14 protein-coding genes are annotated in these 16,342 nt (G+C 48.0%); 1 reads left to right on the top strand and 13 read right to left on the bottom strand.

Annotation, left to right across the window (positions count from 1 at the left end):
* Nucleotides 1-106: 106 nt before the first annotated feature.
* From rpmE to EV146_RS15790, 6 genes are all read right to left on the bottom strand, one after another.
* Nucleotides 107-319 (bottom strand): 50S ribosomal protein L31, encoded by a 213-nt coding sequence (gene rpmE / locus EV146_RS15815; protein ID WP_053361083.1) that lies wholly within the window; start codon nt 317-319, stop codon nt 107-109.
* A 165-nt stretch (nt 320-484) separates the two neighbouring features.
* Nucleotides 485-1,759 (bottom strand): transcription termination factor Rho, encoded by a 1,275-nt coding sequence (rho, locus tag EV146_RS15810; protein ID WP_121610534.1) that lies wholly within the window; start codon nt 1,757-1,759, stop codon nt 485-487.
* A gap of 279 nt (nt 1,760-2,038) precedes the next feature.
* On the bottom strand, nt 2,039-3,001 hold the full coding sequence (gene glpX, locus EV146_RS15805) for a class II fructose-bisphosphatase (protein WP_121610533.1): 963 nt from the start codon (nt 2,999-3,001) through the stop codon (nt 2,039-2,041).
* A 122-nt stretch (nt 3,002-3,123) separates the two neighbouring features.
* Nucleotides 3,124-4,410 (bottom strand): UDP-N-acetylglucosamine 1-carboxyvinyltransferase, encoded by a 1,287-nt coding sequence (locus EV146_RS15800; protein ID WP_132008025.1) that lies wholly within the window; start codon nt 4,408-4,410, stop codon nt 3,124-3,126.
* 435 nt (nt 4,411-4,845) lie between these two features.
* Nucleotides 4,846-5,703, bottom strand: coding sequence for a class II fructose-bisphosphate aldolase (locus tag EV146_RS15795; RefSeq protein ID WP_121610532.1), 858 nt, complete (start codon nt 5,701-5,703; stop codon nt 4,846-4,848).
* A 333-nt stretch (nt 5,704-6,036) separates the two neighbouring features.
* A complete protein-coding gene (locus tag EV146_RS15790) occupies nt 6,037-6,405 on the bottom strand; it encodes a response regulator (RefSeq protein WP_121610531.1) in 369 nt (122 codons plus the stop codon).
* A gap of 172 nt (nt 6,406-6,577) precedes the next feature.
* Here EV146_RS15790 and EV146_RS15785 point away from each other — a divergent pair, with 172 nt between their 5' ends.
* On the top strand, nt 6,578-7,105 hold the full coding sequence (locus EV146_RS15785) for a DUF2529 domain-containing protein (protein ID WP_132008022.1): 528 nt from the start codon (nt 6,578-6,580) through the stop codon (nt 7,103-7,105).
* Between the two features lie 41 nt (nt 7,106-7,146).
* On the opposite strand, the gene EV146_RS15780 is transcribed toward EV146_RS15785, so the two are convergent.
* The 7 genes from EV146_RS15780 to EV146_RS15750 all read right to left on the bottom strand — a co-directional run bounded on the left by EV146_RS15780 (nt 7,147) and on the right by EV146_RS15750 (nt 16,322).
* Nucleotides 7,147-8,748, bottom strand: a complete 1,602-nt coding sequence (locus EV146_RS15780) for a CTP synthase (RefSeq protein ID WP_121610529.1) — start codon at nt 8,746-8,748, stop codon at nt 7,147-7,149.
* Between the two features lie 196 nt (nt 8,749-8,944).
* Nucleotides 8,945-9,517: a DNA-directed RNA polymerase subunit delta gene (gene rpoE, locus EV146_RS15775; RefSeq protein ID WP_338419217.1), complete on the bottom strand. Its 573-nt coding sequence runs from the start codon at nt 9,515-9,517 to the stop codon at nt 8,945-8,947.
* A 109-nt stretch (nt 9,518-9,626) separates the two neighbouring features.
* Complete coding sequence (locus EV146_RS15770; protein ID WP_199232688.1) at nt 9,627-9,833, bottom strand: hypothetical protein; 207 nt, start codon at nt 9,831-9,833, stop codon at nt 9,627-9,629.
* Between the two features lie 233 nt (nt 9,834-10,066).
* Nucleotides 10,067-13,333, bottom strand: coding sequence for a fused isobutyryl-CoA mutase/GTPase IcmF (gene icmF / locus EV146_RS15765; RefSeq protein WP_132008013.1), 3,267 nt, complete (start codon nt 13,331-13,333; stop codon nt 10,067-10,069).
* On the bottom strand, nt 13,330-13,983 hold the full coding sequence (locus tag EV146_RS15760) for a TetR/AcrR family transcriptional regulator (RefSeq protein ID WP_121610525.1): 654 nt from the start codon (nt 13,981-13,983) through the stop codon (nt 13,330-13,332). The genes icmF and EV146_RS15760 overlap by 4 nt, the downstream gene beginning before the upstream one ends.
* 18 nt (nt 13,984-14,001) lie before the next feature.
* On the bottom strand, nt 14,002-15,141 hold the full coding sequence (locus tag EV146_RS15755) for an acyl-CoA dehydrogenase (RefSeq protein WP_132008010.1): 1,140 nt from the start codon (nt 15,139-15,141) through the stop codon (nt 14,002-14,004).
* A 50-nt stretch (nt 15,142-15,191) separates the two neighbouring features.
* Nucleotides 15,192-16,322 carry an acyl-CoA dehydrogenase gene (locus EV146_RS15750; RefSeq protein ID WP_132008007.1) on the bottom strand — a complete coding sequence of 377 codons (1,131 nt, stop codon included), beginning with the start codon at nt 16,320-16,322 and terminating at the stop codon, nt 15,192-15,194.
* Nucleotides 16,323-16,342: the final 20 nt, after the last annotated feature.

The raw sequence follows: 16,342 nt of genomic DNA, 5'->3' as shown, positions 1-16,342 counted from the left end.
TCGGCCAGCGCTAGTCAGGGCTGACCAGGCGCTTCCGCTTTTTCTTCTATAATCAATAAAAAACAGGCAAGTCATGTTGCTTCTTGCCTGTTCTTTGGGCTTCTTATTATTGTTGTTGGTTTTTAAGGCCGTATTTCTTGTTGAAGCGGTCTACACGTCCACCAGCTTCAGCAAATTTTTGACGTCCAGTATAGAATGGATGGCACTCGGAGCAAGTTTCAACGCGAAGTTCGTTCTTTACAGAACCAGTTTCGAAAGTGTTGCCACATGCGCAAGTCACCGTAATAGTCTTGTAATTTGGATGAATACCTGTTTTCATTCCTTTTCATCTCCTTTTGCCCTGAATCATATGCGAGACAGAGTTATATTATACGGTGTGCCATTAATGGCTGCCGTAATCTTTAAAAACACACTGGAATTATTATAACAAGCCTGATGAAATTAATCAAGCTTGTTTTAGATCCCAATAAATTCCACACACTATTTATAGCACACGCTTGTTTCCGGCCTTTATTTCATCATTTAGCATGGAGAAGAACTCTTCATTGGATTTCGTCTGTCTCAGCTTGCGCAGGAATTTTTCTGCGAAGTCCGGTGTGTCGGACATGGACTTGCGGATGGCCCACAGCTTATCAAGATGCTCTTTCGGGATAAGCAGTTCTTCCTTCCTTGTACCGGAACGACGGATGTCCAGCGCTGGGAAGATCCTTCTTTCTGCAAGCGAACGGTCCAGATGAAGTTCCATGTTTCCTGTTCCCTTGAATTCCTCGTAGATGACATCATCCATGCGGGAACCTGTGTCAACAAGGGCTGTTGCCAGGATTGTCAGGCTGCCACCTTCCTCGATGTTCCGCGCTGCACCGAAGAATCGTTTCGGACGGTGGAACGCCGCGGGGTCAATTCCCCCGGAAAGCGTCCGGCCGCTTGGCGGGATAACTAGGTTATAGGCACGGGCCAGGCGTGTAATGCTGTCCATGAGGATGATGACATCCCTCTTGTGCTCGACAAGGCGCATCGCTCGCTCCAGTACCAGTTCAGCCACCTTGATATGGTTTTCAGGTACTTCATCAAAGGTCGAGCTGACGACATCTCCTGCGACTGAACGTTCGATGTCCGTTACTTCTTCCGGCCGCTCGTCAATAAGCAGGACAATCAGCTCAGCATCCGGATGGTTGGTCGTGATGCTGTTGGCGATTTCTTTGATCAGCATAGTCTTCCCTGCTTTGGGCGGAGCAACAATCAGTCCGCGCTGCCCGAACCCTACAGGCGCAAGGAGATCCATAATGCGGGTGGAAATATGCCTTGGCGTGGTTTCCAGCTTCATTTGACGGTCAGGATAAAGAGGTGTCAGCCCCGGGAAGTGAACCCGCTCCTTAGCTGTCTCCGGATCGTCCCCGTTGACGGCTTCTACCTGAAGAAGCCCGAAATAGCGTTCATTTTCTTTCGGCGGACGAACCTTGCCGGAAACCTTGTCCCCATTACGCAAGTCAAACCTGCGGATTTGGGATGCCGAAATGTAAATATCCTCCGAACTTGGAGAGTAGTTGATCGGCCTTAAAAAGCCGAAACCCTCCGACTGGATGATTTCAAGGACACCCTCCATGAAGAAGTAGCCCTGCTGCTCAGCCCTTGCTTTTAAAATTGCAAAAATCAGTTCCTTTTTCGACAATTTACTGTAATAAGAAACTTTATATTCCTTTGCAAGCTCGTACAGTTCTTTTAATTTCATATTTTCTAAGCTAGAAATATTGACTTCCATATTGTCACCACACTTAATAGTATTTCGATTTCCTCCATATACATTGTTTGAATATTGAGTTCTCAGGAACTATGGATGGAAAAAGAAGAAATGAGTTTCCATTGAAGGATGTAAGAAGGATTGTTTGAAAGATAGCATTTCGAAGACCTTTTAAAAACCTTTTTAATTTTACCCTGTATGGATAGGATTAATCAACTGAAATCCTTTTTTCTAATAGAAGACACTCCCTTTTACCAAAAATGGAAAAGGGAGCAAGTACAGATTCTGTATAGACTTGAGTTATTTAATGACAAGATTAGGCTTTTTCTTAAGGCTGTGCTGCCCCTCGACAAACCGGACTGTCCCGGATTTTGCACGCATGACAAGCGAATGGGTTGTGCCGATATTGCCCTTGAACTGGACACCTTTTAACAACTCGCCATCTGTGACGCCGGTAGCAGCGAAAATCGCATCGTCTCCCTTTACAAGGTCCTCCATCAGCAGAACCTTGCTGACATCGATTCCCATGCCTAGGCAGCGCTCCAGTTCAGCATCACTTTGCGGAAGAAGCTTCCCTTGGATCTCTCCGCCGAGGCATTTCAGTGCCACAGCTGAAAGGACTCCCTCAGGTGCGCCCCCTGAACCAAACAGGATATCAACACCGGTAAAATCAAAAGCGGTATTGATGGCTCCCGCAACATCACCGTCGTTAATCAGTTTGATCCTGACGCCTGCTTCGCGAAGCTGGGCAATGATGTGCTCATGGCGCGGCCTGTTCAGGATGGTTGCCACCACATCTTCTATGTCTTTGTTCTTCGCTTTGGCAACGGCTTTGATGTTGTCCAGAACAGGGGCATTAATATCAATCTGCCCTACCGCTTCAGGTCCAACGGCAATCTTCTCCATGTACATATCCGGTGCATGAAGAAGATTCCCGTTGTCCGCAACTGCGAGAACGGCCAGCGCATTCCAGCCGCCGGAAGCAAGGATATTGGTTCCTTCAAGCGGGTCAACAGCGACATCCACCCGGGGGCCGTAGCCTGTACCAAGCTTCTCTCCAATATAGAGCATCGGTGCTTCATCCATTTCCCCTTCACCGATGACAACCGTTCCTTTCATGGGAACCGTATCAAATACATCCCTCATGGCAGAGGTGGCAGCACCATCCGCTTCATCCTTTAAACCGCGTCCCATCCAGCGTGCAGAAGCAAGTGCAGCTCCTTCTGTCACACGGACAAGCTCCATTGATAAACTTCTCTCCATCGTTTTCTCCCCTTGTTCTCTCATTTTGGAAATATATCATAAGGCGAGCTGTGTCCTCTAAGATGTAATTTTCCGCCATAGACAATCCTAGGAATTTCTAGTTTGTAAGTGCCCGCAAAACGCTAGGCATTCTTCATTTGTTCTTGTTCTTCTTGCGATAATTCCTCACGCCACGCAGTTGCCCCCAGGCCATTCAGCTTTTCAACAAGATGGCTGTAGCCTCTGTCAATATGCTCGAGGCCGGTTATTTCGGTAATTCCCTCTGCCATCAGGCCGGCAATGACTAGCGCTGCCCCTGCCCTCAGGTCGCTGGCCTTCACTTTTGCACCCTGTAGCTGGCCACAGCCCGTAATAATCGCAGAGCGGCCCTCCACTTTTATGTTGGCGTTCATTCTTCTTAACTCATCAATATGTTTAAAACGGGCACCATAAATGGTATCAGTCACTACACTCGACCCTTCTGCCCGTGTTAACAGCGAAGTAAATGGCTGCTGGAGGTCTGTCGGAAATCCTGGATAAACAAGAGTCTTAATATCGACAGACTTGTATTGATCAGCCGGTCCTACATAAACCTGTTCGTCCCTGGCCTTAACTTCCACTCCCATTTCCTTGAGCTTGGCAATCAAGGACTCAAGATGCTGGGGGATCACATTATCTATTAAAATTCCTTCACCAACGGCTGCGGCCAGGATCATGTAAGTCCCTGCTTCAATGCGGTCCGGAATGATCGTATGCTTGCAGCCATGGAGCGAGTCCACTCCATCAATGCGGATTACATCGGTTCCGGCGCCCTTGATCTTGGCTCCCATGTTGGTAAGAAGTGTTGCTACATCAATTATTTCCGGTTCTTTTGCAGCATTTTCTATTACGGTGCGCCCTTTGGCCCTGACAGCCGCAAGCATGATATTGATGGTCGCCCCCACGGAGACTACATCAAGATAGATGCGGGCACCGCGCAATTCCTCGGCACGGAGGTAAATCGCACCCTGCTCATTGGTGACGCTTGCACCAAGTGCTTCGAACCCTTTTATATGCTGGTCAATTGGCCTTGGGCCTAAATAGCATCCGCCCGGAAGTCCGATGACCGCCTTTTTGAAACGGCCCAGCATGGCACCCATCAGATAGTAGGATGCTCTCAGTTTTTTTACTTTTCCATTCGGCAAAGGCATGGAAATCATGGAAGACGGATCTACCGTCATTTCATTGTTGGAGAATTTGGCTGTACCGCCAATCTCCTCCATTAACCCTCTTAAAATATGGACATCGGATATATCGGGCAAACCTTCAATGGTTACAGGAGAATCGGCCAAAATCGTTGCGGGGATCAAAGCTACTGCACTATTTTTCGCACCGCTGATTCGAACAGTCCCCTTCAATGGGTAACCGCCTGCAATTTTGAGCTTTTCCATAGTTGACTCCCTTCTAAGCCGTGATGTAGATGCTTCAACCCTCTCTGGCTGCGCCATCAAGGCAGAGATTCCAGCTTGTCCCATTAAAAACAGCAGAATCCCCTTACTAAGGTATTATTTACCAATCACAACACAAATAACCCGGCAGTTTTCTACTTCTTTAGTTTACACGATTATCCTGCTTAAATGTATAGATAAATGGCAAGTTTCCAAATTAGGCAGCCTTTTTGGAAGGTAAAAACCTATATTTTAAACAAGGAAGAAGCCCACTGCATTAGGCCCGGGAAGGAAGTCAATGATCAAGAAAACTTATATGTAATCCTTTGGCTATGGCTCACAGAGCCATGTTTTGGCAAACGCCTTCATTCGACAAAATTTTCTGATAACCTTTATTGAAGGAAAACCGCCTGGGTTCAGGCGGTTTCCGAATATATCTTATGCTTTTGAAGAAGAACCGAACTCGCGCATTTTGCCTTTAACCGTTTCACGGATAGCATCGCGTGCCGGGCCTAAATATTTACGTGGATCATATTCCTCAGGCTTGGCAGCAAGTGTTTCGCGAACAGCTTTAGCAGAAGCGATCTGGTTTTCAGTGTTTACGTTAATTTTAGCTGTACCAAAAGAAATGGACTTCTTGATGTCTTCAGTTGGGATTCCAGTTCCGCCGTGAAGAACCAATGGTACACCAGCAATTTTGTTAATTTCTTCCATTTCCTTGAATCCAAGGTTTGGTTCGCCTTTGTAAGGGCCATGAACAGAACCAAGTGCAGGAGCAAGGCAATCGATGCCTGTACGCTTAACAAGCTCTTCACATTCCTTAACGTCAGCGTAGATTACGCCTTCTGCGATAACGTCGTCTTCCTGTCCGCCGACAGTTCCAAGCTCGGCTTCAACAGAAACACCTTTTGAATGTGCATATTCTACTACTTTAGAAGTAATTTCAATGTTTTCTTCGAAAGAATGATGAGAAGCATCAATCATGACAGATGTAAATCCAGCGTCGATTGCTTCTTTACACTTTTCAAAGCTTGAACCGTGATCAAGGTGGATAGCCACTGGCACAGTAATTTTATAATCTTCCAAAAGACCTTCAACCATTTTGACAACAGTTTTGAATCCGCCCATATAACGGCCGGCACCTTCAGATACCCCAAGGATTACCGGAGATTTCTCTTCTTCCGCAGCCTGAAGGATTGCTTGAGTAAATTCAAGGTTGTTCAAGTTGAATTGTCCAACCGCGTATCCTTCTTCATTTGCTTTTTTCAACATTTCTGTCATTGATACTAAAGGCATTGCTTTTCCTCCTTCGTTAAGATCATCTTACCGTTTTGACTGCACTGCCATTAAAAGGTTTACCCTTTCCACTGCTGATTATGTACCCGGCAGAGCTTTTGTCAAAACGACAGGGATCTTGTGGAATTCACTTTGTTATCATACCAAAACATCCTGTGAATTGCTATTGTTCTAGCCAGGTTTTTGCATCTTTCATATTGTCGCCACAAAGCAAACGCTGTCATTTTTTTCAGATCCTGCTCGGCTTATATTTTGGTGGTTCCATTTCTCTCACCGGTTATCCATACTCAAAAAAGCCGCCCATTTTCCATGAGCGGATCTTTTACTATGTAATCAGGAAACTACCTTTAAATATTTCTTCACTGCGCTCCTGATATCGTCTATGTCAAACGGTTTGGCAAAATGAGTCAGCGCTCCCAGATTCATTGCCTCCTGGATCATATCCAGCTCACCATAGGCCGTCATGATGATCACCCGGATATCTTCCTCGATGACCTTCATTCTTTTTAAGATCTCAATGCCATCCATGCCTGGAATCTTCATATCAAGCAGCACAAGATCAGGCGAGTGTTTCTTTACAATATCCAGTGCCTGGACGCCATTTGCCGCCTGAAATGTTTCATACCCCTCTTTTTGCAGCACTTCGTTCAGTAAGATGCGAATGCCAAACTGGTCATCTACAATCAATATTTTTTCTTTCATGCCGCTTCCCCCTCTAGTAAAAAAATAGATCCCAAACTTGATTTTTCTGTTCTTATGTATTATTTTCGCTTTTTTTCCCGGAATTCCTTCAAACTTCGCAGCCTAATCTTTTTTTTCTGGAAATTTTACCTTCTCTCTTCACTCCATTATAATCATCTTGGAGGCGATGGATATGTTAAAAATGTTTTCAACCCAGCTAAGCGGACTGTTCAAACGGCTGCAGGAGCACGAGGACTTTGCCATTGAGGACGGTGCCAGACTTTTAGCCCAGGCTGCTGCAGGTCATGGAACGATCTATGTATTTGGTGCCGCAGAAATGGGCGCAATCCCCCTCGAGGCCGTCTTCGGTGCAGAACCTATGAAGCATGCTGCCGTCTTGACTGCCGACCAGGCCGAGGCGGTGACCGCTGCAGACCGCGTTCTGATTGCCACCCGGCACTCGAACGATCCAGAAGCTGTCGCAATCGCACAGAACCTTGCTGAAAAAGGGATACCCTTTATCGGTTTTTCCACGGTGCAGGATGACAGCAGCGGGCTGGAGTCACTGGCCGATGTACATATTGACTTAAAGCTTGCAAAGGGAATGCTGCCGAGCGAGACCGGCGGACGAATTGGCCTGCCGACTTCAATGGCTGCCTTATTTTTATATTATGGCATTAAATTCACACTGGACGAAATTCTTTCAGAGTATGATGAATGATAAAAAGCGGAGCCCTTATTCCGGGCCTCCGCTTTTTCGTTTTATCGGCTGAATTTGATAGAAGCCTCCACAAAGTCCCTGAATAATGGCTGAGGACGCGTTGGCCTTGACTTAAATTCAGGATGGAACTGGCAGGCCAGGAACCACGGATGATCTTTAATTTCCACGATTTCAACCAGGCGGCCGTCAGGGCTTGTCCCGGAGAAGACGAAACCAGCCTCTTCCATTTTTTGACGATACTCATTATTGAACTCATAGCGGTGGCGATGACGTTCATATACGACTGCATCGGTGTACGCCTCATACGCTCTGGTTCCTTCATTCAGCTTGCATGGGTAGAGTCCAAGCCTTAGAGTCCCGCCCAGATCTTCGATATCCTTTTGTTCAGGGAGAAGGTCGATGATTGGGAATGGGGTTTCCGGCATAATTTCCGCAGAATGGGCGTTTTCAAGCTTAAGGACATTACGGGCAAATTCCACTGAAGCCAGCTGCATGCCCAGACAGATTCCGAAGAATGGGCGCTTTTCTTCACGGGCGTATTTAATCGCTAGAAGCTTGCCATCTATCCCCCGGTCGCCAAAGCCGCCAGGCACAAGGATTCCTTCCACATCGCCCAGCAGTTCTCCTACATTTTCCGCTGTAACTTCTTCTGAGTTGATCCACTTGATTTCGATATCACTGTCAAACGCGTAACCGGCATGACGCAGGGATTCTACTACAGAAATATAGGCATCCTGAAGCTCGACGTACTTCCCGACAAGCCCGATTCTTGTTGTATTGGTCAGGTTTTGGACCTTATCAACAAGCTGCTTCCATTCTTCCATGTCTGCTTCGTTGCATTGAAGCTGAAGATGCTGACATACGATCTGGTCCAGGTTCTGCTCCTGCAGGGACAGAGGAATGGAATATAGAGTATCCGCATCAGGACATTCGATGACTGCTTCCTTATCAATATCACAGAACAGGGCAATTTTATCTTTCATGTCCTGGGAAATTGGCATCTCGGTACGCAGAACAATCGCATTCGGCTGAATCCCAAGGCTGCGAAGCTCCTTGACGCTGTGCTGAGTCGGCTTGGTCTTTAGTTCGCCGGCTGCCTTGATGTAAGGAACAAGCGTACAATGGATGTACATGACATTCCTTGACCCGATATCGCTCTTGATCTGACGGATCGCTTCAAGGAATGGCAGAGATTCGATGTCGCCCACTGTTCCGCCAATCTCCGTAATGACCACATCTGCATTGGTCTCTTTTCCAGCACGGAAAACCTTGTCCTTAATTTCATTCGTAATATGAGGAATAACCTGGACTGTGCCTCCAAGATAATCACCGCGGCGCTCTTTTTTGAGGACAGTGGAGTAAACCTTCCCTGTTGTGACATTGGAATACTTATTAAGATTAATGTCGATAAAGCGCTCGTAATGGCCCAGGTCAAGATCCGTCTCGGCGCCATCATCGGTTACAAAAACCTCTCCGTGTTGGTAAGGGCTCATTGTTCCCGGATCGACATTGATGTACGGGTCGAACTTTTGGATTGTTACTTTCAGCCCTCTATTTTTCAGCAGTCGACCAAGCGATGCAGCTGTAATCCCTTTTCCTAGTGACGAAACAACTCCGCCGGTCACAAAAATATATTTTGTCATTGATGTAATCCCCCTCTTTTACAAACAGTATGTACCATTTTCGCTGATTTCATTTTGAAAATAGTATCCCCAAAAACATAAAAAAACGCCCCACATACATAGTAAGGGAGCGTTTCAGCGCTAAATATCAGTTCGTTCCTCTTTTAAGGAGCCCAAAAACGATTCTACAATCGCGGTTCCTAAAAGTCAAGCACAATTAACGGTCTTCTTCGAGGTCATCGTCAACCTCGTCTTCGTCCTCGAGCTCTTCTTCATCCAGCTCAAGTTCTTCCTCTTCATCGTCAATCAGATCATTATCCTCAATGAGATCGTCATCATCCTCATCAAGATCATCATCAAGATCGTCGTCTTCAATCAAATCATCATCATCGTCATCGAAATCGTCGAGGTCATCATATTCCAGTTCTTCTTCTTCGATTTCATCGAAGTCCTCGAGGTCATCATCCTCAACGGCCTTTTTAGCTTTTTTCTTGCGAGGCTTCACAGGTGTGATGGTATCTTCTTCAGCCTGGTCAACCGGATACCATACGCGAAGGCCCCAGCGATTATCCCCAAGGCCAAGAAAACGGCCATCAAGATTTATATCCGTATAAAATTGCACCATTTTTTCATCCGCTTCTGCTTTATCGAGATTAAGCAGTCTGGTCAATTCTGCCATTAGGTCCTTAAAGGAATAGGGCTGTTTCGTTTCCTTCAGCAAAACATATGCAACTTCAATCAAAGACATTTCCTGAAGCTGTTCCTTTGAATATTGGTCTAAGCTCAACACTTGCACTTCCTTTCTCTATTCACGCTCCAAAGAGAGCCTTAAATCCAAAATATTGGAAAAACCTCCAAAAGGCATATTCTTCATTATAAACAATTTAAACCTGTTTATGCTAGCTTAATCTATTGTTCCTGCGTTTTTTCACCAGCGCACTCTTTAGATACCCTTTTTTGCCATCCTTAATATCCTTTTTAGAAATCTGTAAAAATGCAAGACTAAAGAAAAAGATTGATAAAATAAAAAATGAAATCGCCCCGAGCTGCAGCTCATACAAAAAATACAGGATGGCAAGCAAACCGGTCGCACCCGCTATGGTCATAAAAAGTCTCATATTAAGTCACTTCCCGCCGGGATTCAAGAACTATGTATATAGTTTGATTATATATGATTATTAATACTTGTATAGCCAAAAGTTTCAGCCAGATTCGACTTTTAGGGGCTCTATTTTTCCTTGTTCATCAACTAAAAATGGCCTGTGGTCCTCCACAAGCCACTTTCTTGTTTTAAAGTCTGGTTTGCCTCATTATAATTCCCTTGAACTGAAGCTTTTCTTTACATATTCCGCCTGTACTGGCCGCCCACCTCGTAAAGGGCTTTCGTAATCTGGCCAAGGCTTGCATATTTTACGGTATTCATCAGCTGTGCAAAAATATTCCCCCCGCTGACGGCCGTTTGCTTCAACGCTGCCAAAGCCTCCTCGCTCTGTCCCTTATTCCGTTCCTTAAAAGCCTCCAGATTAGCAATTTGTGTTACCTTTTCCTCTTTGGAAGCCCGGGCAATTTCCATATTATCGATCTCTTCCTCAGATGGCGGATTTGGATTCAAATAGGTGTTCACCCCGATGATCGGGAGTTCGCCAGTATGCTTCTTCATTTCATAGTACATGGATTCATCCTGGATTTTCCCCCGCTGGTACTGAGTCTCCATTGCCCCGAGTACCCCGCCCCGGTCATTGATCCGCTCAAATTCCTGGAGAACGGCTTCCTCAACAAGATCCGTCAGCTCTTCAATGATAAAAGAGCCCTGGAGCGGATTCTCATTCTTTGTCAAGCCATGCTCCTTGGTAATGATCATCTGGATGGCCATCGCCCTGCGCACGGATTCCTCTGTCGGCGTTGTGATCGCTTCATCATAGGCATTTGTATGGAGCGAATTACAATTGTCATGAAGCGCCATCAAAGCCTGGAGAGTCGTCCGGATGTCGTTAAAATCGATTTCCTGGGCATGCAGGGACCGCCCCGATGTCTGGATATGATATTTCAGCTTCTGGCTCCGTTCATTGGCGCTATACTTGTTTTTCATTGTTGCCGCCCAGATTCGGCGGGCCACCCGGCCGATAACTGTATATTCCGGATCAAGCCCATTGGAGAAGAAAAAGCTCAGGTTAGGTGCAAAGTCATCAATCTTCATGCCGCGGCTCAAATAATACTCCACATAGGTGAAGCCGTTTGAAAGGGTGAAAGCCAGCTGTGAGATCGGATTGGCCCCCGCCTCGGCGATATGGTAGCCCGAGATGGATACAGAATAATAATTGCGGATTTTCTCATCGATAAAGTACTGCTGTATATCCCCCATCATCCTAAGGGCAAATTCTGTTGAGAAGATGCAGGTGTTCTGGCCCTGGTCTTCTTTTAAAATATCGGCCTGGACGGTGCCGCGGACCGACATTAAGGTTTGTGACCTCACCTCTCCGAACTCCTCCTCCGTCAGGCTGCGGCCAAGCTCTGCTTCTTTTTTTTCTACCTGCTGCGCAATAGCCGTGTTCATGAACATTGCAAGGAGGATTGGCGCCGGGCCGTTGATCGTCATGGAAACCGAAGTCGACGGATGACAGAGGTCGAAGCCGGCATAAAGCTTCTTCATATCGTCAAGTGTGCAGACGCTGACTCCGCTTTCGCCGACCTTTCCATATATGTCGGGGCGGTAGTCCGGGTCTTCCCCATACAGCGTGACAGAATCAAAGGCTGTGCTCAAACGCTTGGCATCATCATCCTTGGACAGATAATGAAACCGGCGATTGGTCCTTTCCGGCGTTCCCTCTCCGGCAAACTGCCGCTTCGGGTCCTCCCCTTCCCGTTTGAACGGAAAAACTCCGGCGGTATAAGGGAAGGAGCCAGGTACATTTTCCAGATAGACCCAGCGCAGAATTTCTCCGTAGTCCTTATAACGGGGCAGGCTGACCTTTGGGATGGAAAGCCCCGAAAGGCTTGTTGATTTCAGCTCGGTCACAATTTCCCGGCCGCGGATTTTGGCCACAAAACGGTCGGCGCCATACCTTTCCTTCTGGGCCTCCCACCCTTCTATAATACCTCTCGATTCAGGGGTCAGCTTTTTGACCACATCGGCTTTCAATTCTTCAAGCGAGGCAATGACCTCACCCGAGCCATCCCGTTCCCTTATCACTTCAATGCTTCCTTCAAGCTGAAATAACCTCCTGGCCAAATCCGCCTGCTCTTGTGCATGCTTATGATAGTTCCGCACCGTTTCCGTTATTTCCCGCAAATAATAGCGCCGGTCATTCGGAATGATGATATTCTGTTTTTCTACCTTGGCATCCGTTGAAAAGCTTGTCTTCCAGTCCGTGCCGGCCTTTTTATTTACTGCATCGATGAGGGCAGCAAACAAGGCGTTCGTGCCGGGATCATTGAACTGGCTGGCAATAGTCCCGTAAACAGGCATTTCTTCCAGCTCCCTGTCAAAAAGAAGATGGCTGCGCTGGTACTGCTTCTGGACCTGGCGACGCGCATCCTCCGATCCCTTCCGTTCAAATTTATTAATGACAATCAGGTCGGCAAAATCGAGCATATCAATTTTCTCAAGCTGGGAAGGCGCTCCGAACTCACTGGTCATTACATAAACCGAGACGTCGCAGACTTCTGTGATCGCAGCATCTCCCTGGCCGATTCCACTCGTCTCCACGATGACGAGATCGAACCCCTCTGCCTTGGCGACAGAAATCGCATCCTGGATTGCGAGGCTGAGCTCCGACCTCGCCTTGCGGGTTGCCAGACTGCGCATATAAATGCGGGGTGAAAAAATCGCATTCATGCGGATCCTGTCTCCAAGCAGGGCTCCTCCGGTTTTTTGTTTCGTTGGATCCACCGACAGGATGGCTACCCGCTTTTTAGGAATTTCATTGATGAATCTCCTGATTAGTTCATCGGTAAGGGAGCTTTTCCCTGCCCCGCCTGTTCCCGTGATTCCCACTACCGGTACAGTCCGGCCCATCGATTTAACCTTTTCAAGTAAGGATTCAGCCGCAGCTGCCGCTTCGCTCCCTGCCCCGGCATGCTGCTCGGCTACAGTGATCAGCTTTGCCACAGCCGAAACATCCCCAGAAGGAAGCTTCTCGATCTCCTCAGCTGCCCCGCCCGAAACCGTCGGGAAATCACATTCCTTGATCATCTGGAGAATCATCCCCTCCAAACCCAGGAGCCTGCCGTCCTCAGGCGAGAAAATGCGCGCAATTCCATATTCATGCAGCTCTTTCATTTCCTTCGGGAGAATGACCCCGCCTCCGCCCCCATAGATGCGGATGTTCGACGCACCCCTTTCCTGAAGAAGGTCATGCATGTACTTAAAATACTCGACATGCCCGCCCTGATAGGAGGAAATCGCAATCCCCTGCACATCCTCCTGGATAGAAGCATTTACTACTTCTTCAACTGAGCGGTTATGGCCAAGGTGAATGACTTCCACTCCGTTGGCCTGAAGGATGCGCCTCATGATATTAATGGAAGCATCATGGCCGTCAAACAAGCTGGACGCCGTTACAAAACGAATATGGTTCTTCGGATGATACGTTTCTCCTCTGCTCATCTTTCTCCCCCTGTTTCCTGTTTCGTCCTTGCCCCCTGCATTCCCTGGAAAAGCAGCTCGATCTGCGATTCAATATACTCGTCGAGTGTATAGGCCTTCTGTAAGGCCCAGCGGCGGAACCCCCACATCTGGCCCTGAACAAAAAGATTGTGGGCAGCCAGCTTGATCTGCTTTTCGTTCAAATCCAGCTCGCCGTTTCTTACACAGTTCCGAATGACTTCTTCGAACATCCCTACCATGGCAATCTCTTTATTCAGCACATAGGGAAGGGCATCCTTACTGAGAGATTTGGCTTCCTGGTACATGACCAGGACTTCCTCCTGCATTTCGGCCATTTCCCGAAAATAATAGGCAATGCTGAGCTTGAGGCTCTCAAGTGTGCCCTTATGCAGCTCAAGATCCTTTTCAAGCCTTTCCCGGATTTGGTCATACATATGATCCACTACAAGGTATAAAATATCTTCCTTCTTGCGGATGTACTCATACAGCGTTCCAATGGAGAAACCTGACGCCCGGGCGATCTCCCTTGTCGTTGTCCGGTGGAATCCTTTTTGCTTGAAAAGGGCCACGGCACCTTTGATCATTTGCTCCCGCCTCTTTACCACCAGCTTTTCGTCTTTTACCGAAGCCTGAACCTCACGCCTTTTCATAGCTCCTCCTTTAAAAAACTATTTTGTCAGCATCCTTGAAATAACGAGGCGCTGGATTTCCTGTGTTCCTTCATATATTTGCGTTATCTTGGCATCCCGCATAAACCGTTCGACAGGATAGTCCTTTGTATAGCCGTAGCCTCCGAAAATCTGGACAGCGTCCGTCGTGACTTTCATGGCTGTATCCCCTGCCATAAGCTTTGACATCGCGGATTCTTTTCCATAAGGAAGACCTTCCGACTCCAGCCAGGCTGCCTGATAGGTTAATAGTCTTGAAGCTTCGATCTGTGTAGCCATATCGGCCAGTTTAAAACCAACCCCCTGCTGTGCCGCAATCGGCTTGCCAAACTGGTGGCGCCCCTTTGCATACTCAACCGCAGCATCCAGGGCTCCCTGGGCGATCCCGACTGCCTGGGCGGCGATCCCGTTGCGGCCTCCATCAAGGGTCATCATGGCAATTTTAAAGCCTTCCCCTTCCTGGCCAAGGACATTTTCCTTCGGTACCTGGCAATCCTCAAAAATGATTTCAGTTGTTGGCGAAGACCGGATGCCGAGCTTCTTTTCCTTCTTGCCCACGGAAAAGCCAGGAAAATCGGCTTCTATAATGAAGGCTGTTGTCCCTTTATGCCGATTTGCCGGGTCCGTCAGCGCAAACACGATATAGATGTGTGCCACTCCGCCATTCGTAATAAAAATCTTCGAGCCGTTCAGCACATAATGATCTCCCTCAAGCCTGGCCGTCGTCTTCATTCCGCCGGCATCCGAACCGCTGCCCGGCTCCGTCAGCCCGTAGGCACCAATTTTTTCTCCCAGTGCCATCGGCTTTAAATACTTCTGTTTCTGTTCTTCACTGCCGAACTTGTAAATCGGCCAGCCCGCCAGCGAGGTATGCGCAGAAAGAGTAACGCCGGTCGAAGCACAGACACGGGACAGCTCTTCTACTGCGATACAGTAGGCAAGATAATCACTGCCAATCCCGCCATACTCCTCCGGCCATGGAATCCCGGTAAGGCCCAGCCCAGCCATCTTTTTAAAAATGCCCCTGTCGAACTCTTCGTTTTCGTCCCGCTCCGCTGCAGACGGCGCCACTTCGTTCCTCGCAAAATCCCGAACCATCTTCCGGATCATTTCATGCTCTTCGGATAATCGGAAATTCATAGGTTTTCCTCCATTCAACTACTGATCTTTTATAAAAGAGAGTCGTCCTGCTACAGCTGTTTGGAAATGACGATCCGCTGAATCTCGCTGGTTCCCTCATAAATTTCGGTTACTTTGGCATCGCGGAAGTACCGCTCAACTGGATATTCCTTTGTATAGCCATAGCCGCCATACACCTGGACAGCCTCAATGGCCGTTTCTACCGCCGTCCTGGATGCGAATAATTTGGCCATGGCCGCCTCTTTGGTGCACTTTTGACCCCTTCCTCTCAGGTCAGCCGCCTGATAGACCAGGAGCTTTGCCGCTTCCACCGCCGTGGCCATATCGGCCAGCTTAAAGCCTACTCCCTGCTGGGCTGCGATAGGCCTGCCAAACTGGTGCCGCTCCTTTGCATACCGGGAAGCCGCTTCCATGGCAGCTTCAGCAATTCCCAGTGCCTGGGCAGCAATGCCGATTCGCCCAGCCTCCAGATTGGCCATGGCCACTGTAAAGCCCTTTCCTTCTTCCCCCAAGAGATTTTCTTCGGGAACCTTCATGTCTTCAAAAGTAAGCTGCACGGTTCTTGAACCATGAAGGCCCATTTTATGCTCATCCTTCCCGATGATGAGTCCCGGTGTATTCTTTTCAACAATAAAAGCGGAAATCCCTCTCGCCCCCGCCCCCGGATTGGTTGAAGCAAAAACGATATAGATATCTGCTTCTCCGCCATTCGTGATGAAAGCCTTGGTGCCATTCAGCAGATAATGTCCGCCTTGCTTGACACCTTTCGTTTTCAGGCTGGCTGCGTCCGACCCGGAACTTGGCTCGGTCAGGCAAAAGGCCCCAAGGCATTCACCGGAAGCCAGCCTGGGAATGTATTTTTGCTTCTGCTGCTCAGTACCGAAATAAAGGATGGGGTTCGTTCCCACCGAGGTATGGACGGAGAGAATCACGCCGACCGCTGCACTCACTTTTGAAAGCTCATGTATGGCCATTATATAGGAGGTAAAATCCATCCCGGCTCCGCCGTATTTTTCCGGAATCGGAATGCCCATCAGGCCCAGCTCGCCCATCTTACTGACGATTTCTCTGGGAAACTCGCCAGCCTCCATCCTTTCTATAAAGGGAGCGACTTCCTTTTCCGCAAAGCTCCGGACCATTTTCGCCATCATCTTCTGTTCTTCTGTAAACTCCAGATTCACGTGCTTCGCCTCCCTGCACC

Source organism: Mesobacillus foraminis, assembly GCF_004340465.1.
GTDB classification, from domain to species: domain Bacteria; phylum Bacillota; class Bacilli; order Bacillales; family Cytobacillaceae; genus Mesobacillus_B; species Mesobacillus_B foraminis.
This window is presented reverse-complemented; position numbering and strand designations above follow the sequence as displayed.

What these genes read in the sequence shown, in the direction of transcription:
- rpmE (WP_053361083.1), bottom strand. Translation starts at nt 319, where the DNA reads ATGAAAACAGGTATTCATCCAAATTACAAGACTATTACGGTGACTTGC.
- EV146_RS15795 (WP_121610532.1), bottom strand. Translation starts at nt 5,703, where the DNA reads ATGCCTTTAGTATCAATGACAGAAATGTTGAAAAAAGCAAATGAAGAA.
- rho (WP_121610534.1), bottom strand. Translation starts at nt 1,759, where the DNA reads ATGGAAGTCAATATTTCTAGCTTAGAAAATATGAAATTAAAAGAACTG.
- EV146_RS15785 (WP_132008022.1), top strand. Translation starts at nt 6,578, where the DNA reads ATGTTAAAAATGTTTTCAACCCAGCTAAGCGGACTGTTCAAACGGCTG.
- glpX (WP_121610533.1), bottom strand. Translation starts at nt 3,001, where the DNA reads ATGGAGAGAAGTTTATCAATGGAGCTTGTCCGTGTGACAGAAGGAGCT.
- EV146_RS15780 (WP_121610529.1), bottom strand. Translation starts at nt 8,748, where the DNA reads ATGACAAAATATATTTTTGTGACCGGCGGAGTTGTTTCGTCACTAGGA.
- EV146_RS15770 (WP_199232688.1), bottom strand. Translation starts at nt 9,833, where the DNA reads ATGACCATAGCGGGTGCGACCGGTTTGCTTGCCATCCTGTATTTTTTG.
- EV146_RS15800 (WP_132008025.1), bottom strand. Translation starts at nt 4,410, where the DNA reads ATGGAAAAGCTCAAAATTGCAGGCGGTTACCCATTGAAGGGGACTGTT.
- EV146_RS15755 (WP_132008010.1), bottom strand. Translation starts at nt 15,141, where the DNA reads ATGAATTTCCGATTATCCGAAGAGCATGAAATGATCCGGAAGATGGTT.
- EV146_RS15790 (WP_121610531.1), bottom strand. Translation starts at nt 6,405, where the DNA reads ATGAAAGAAAAAATATTGATTGTAGATGACCAGTTTGGCATTCGCATC.
- EV146_RS15760 (WP_121610525.1), bottom strand. Translation starts at nt 13,983, where the DNA reads ATGAAAAGGCGTGAGGTTCAGGCTTCGGTAAAAGACGAAAAGCTGGTG.
- icmF (WP_132008013.1), bottom strand. Translation starts at nt 13,333, where the DNA reads ATGAGCAGAGGAGAAACGTATCATCCGAAGAACCATATTCGTTTTGTA.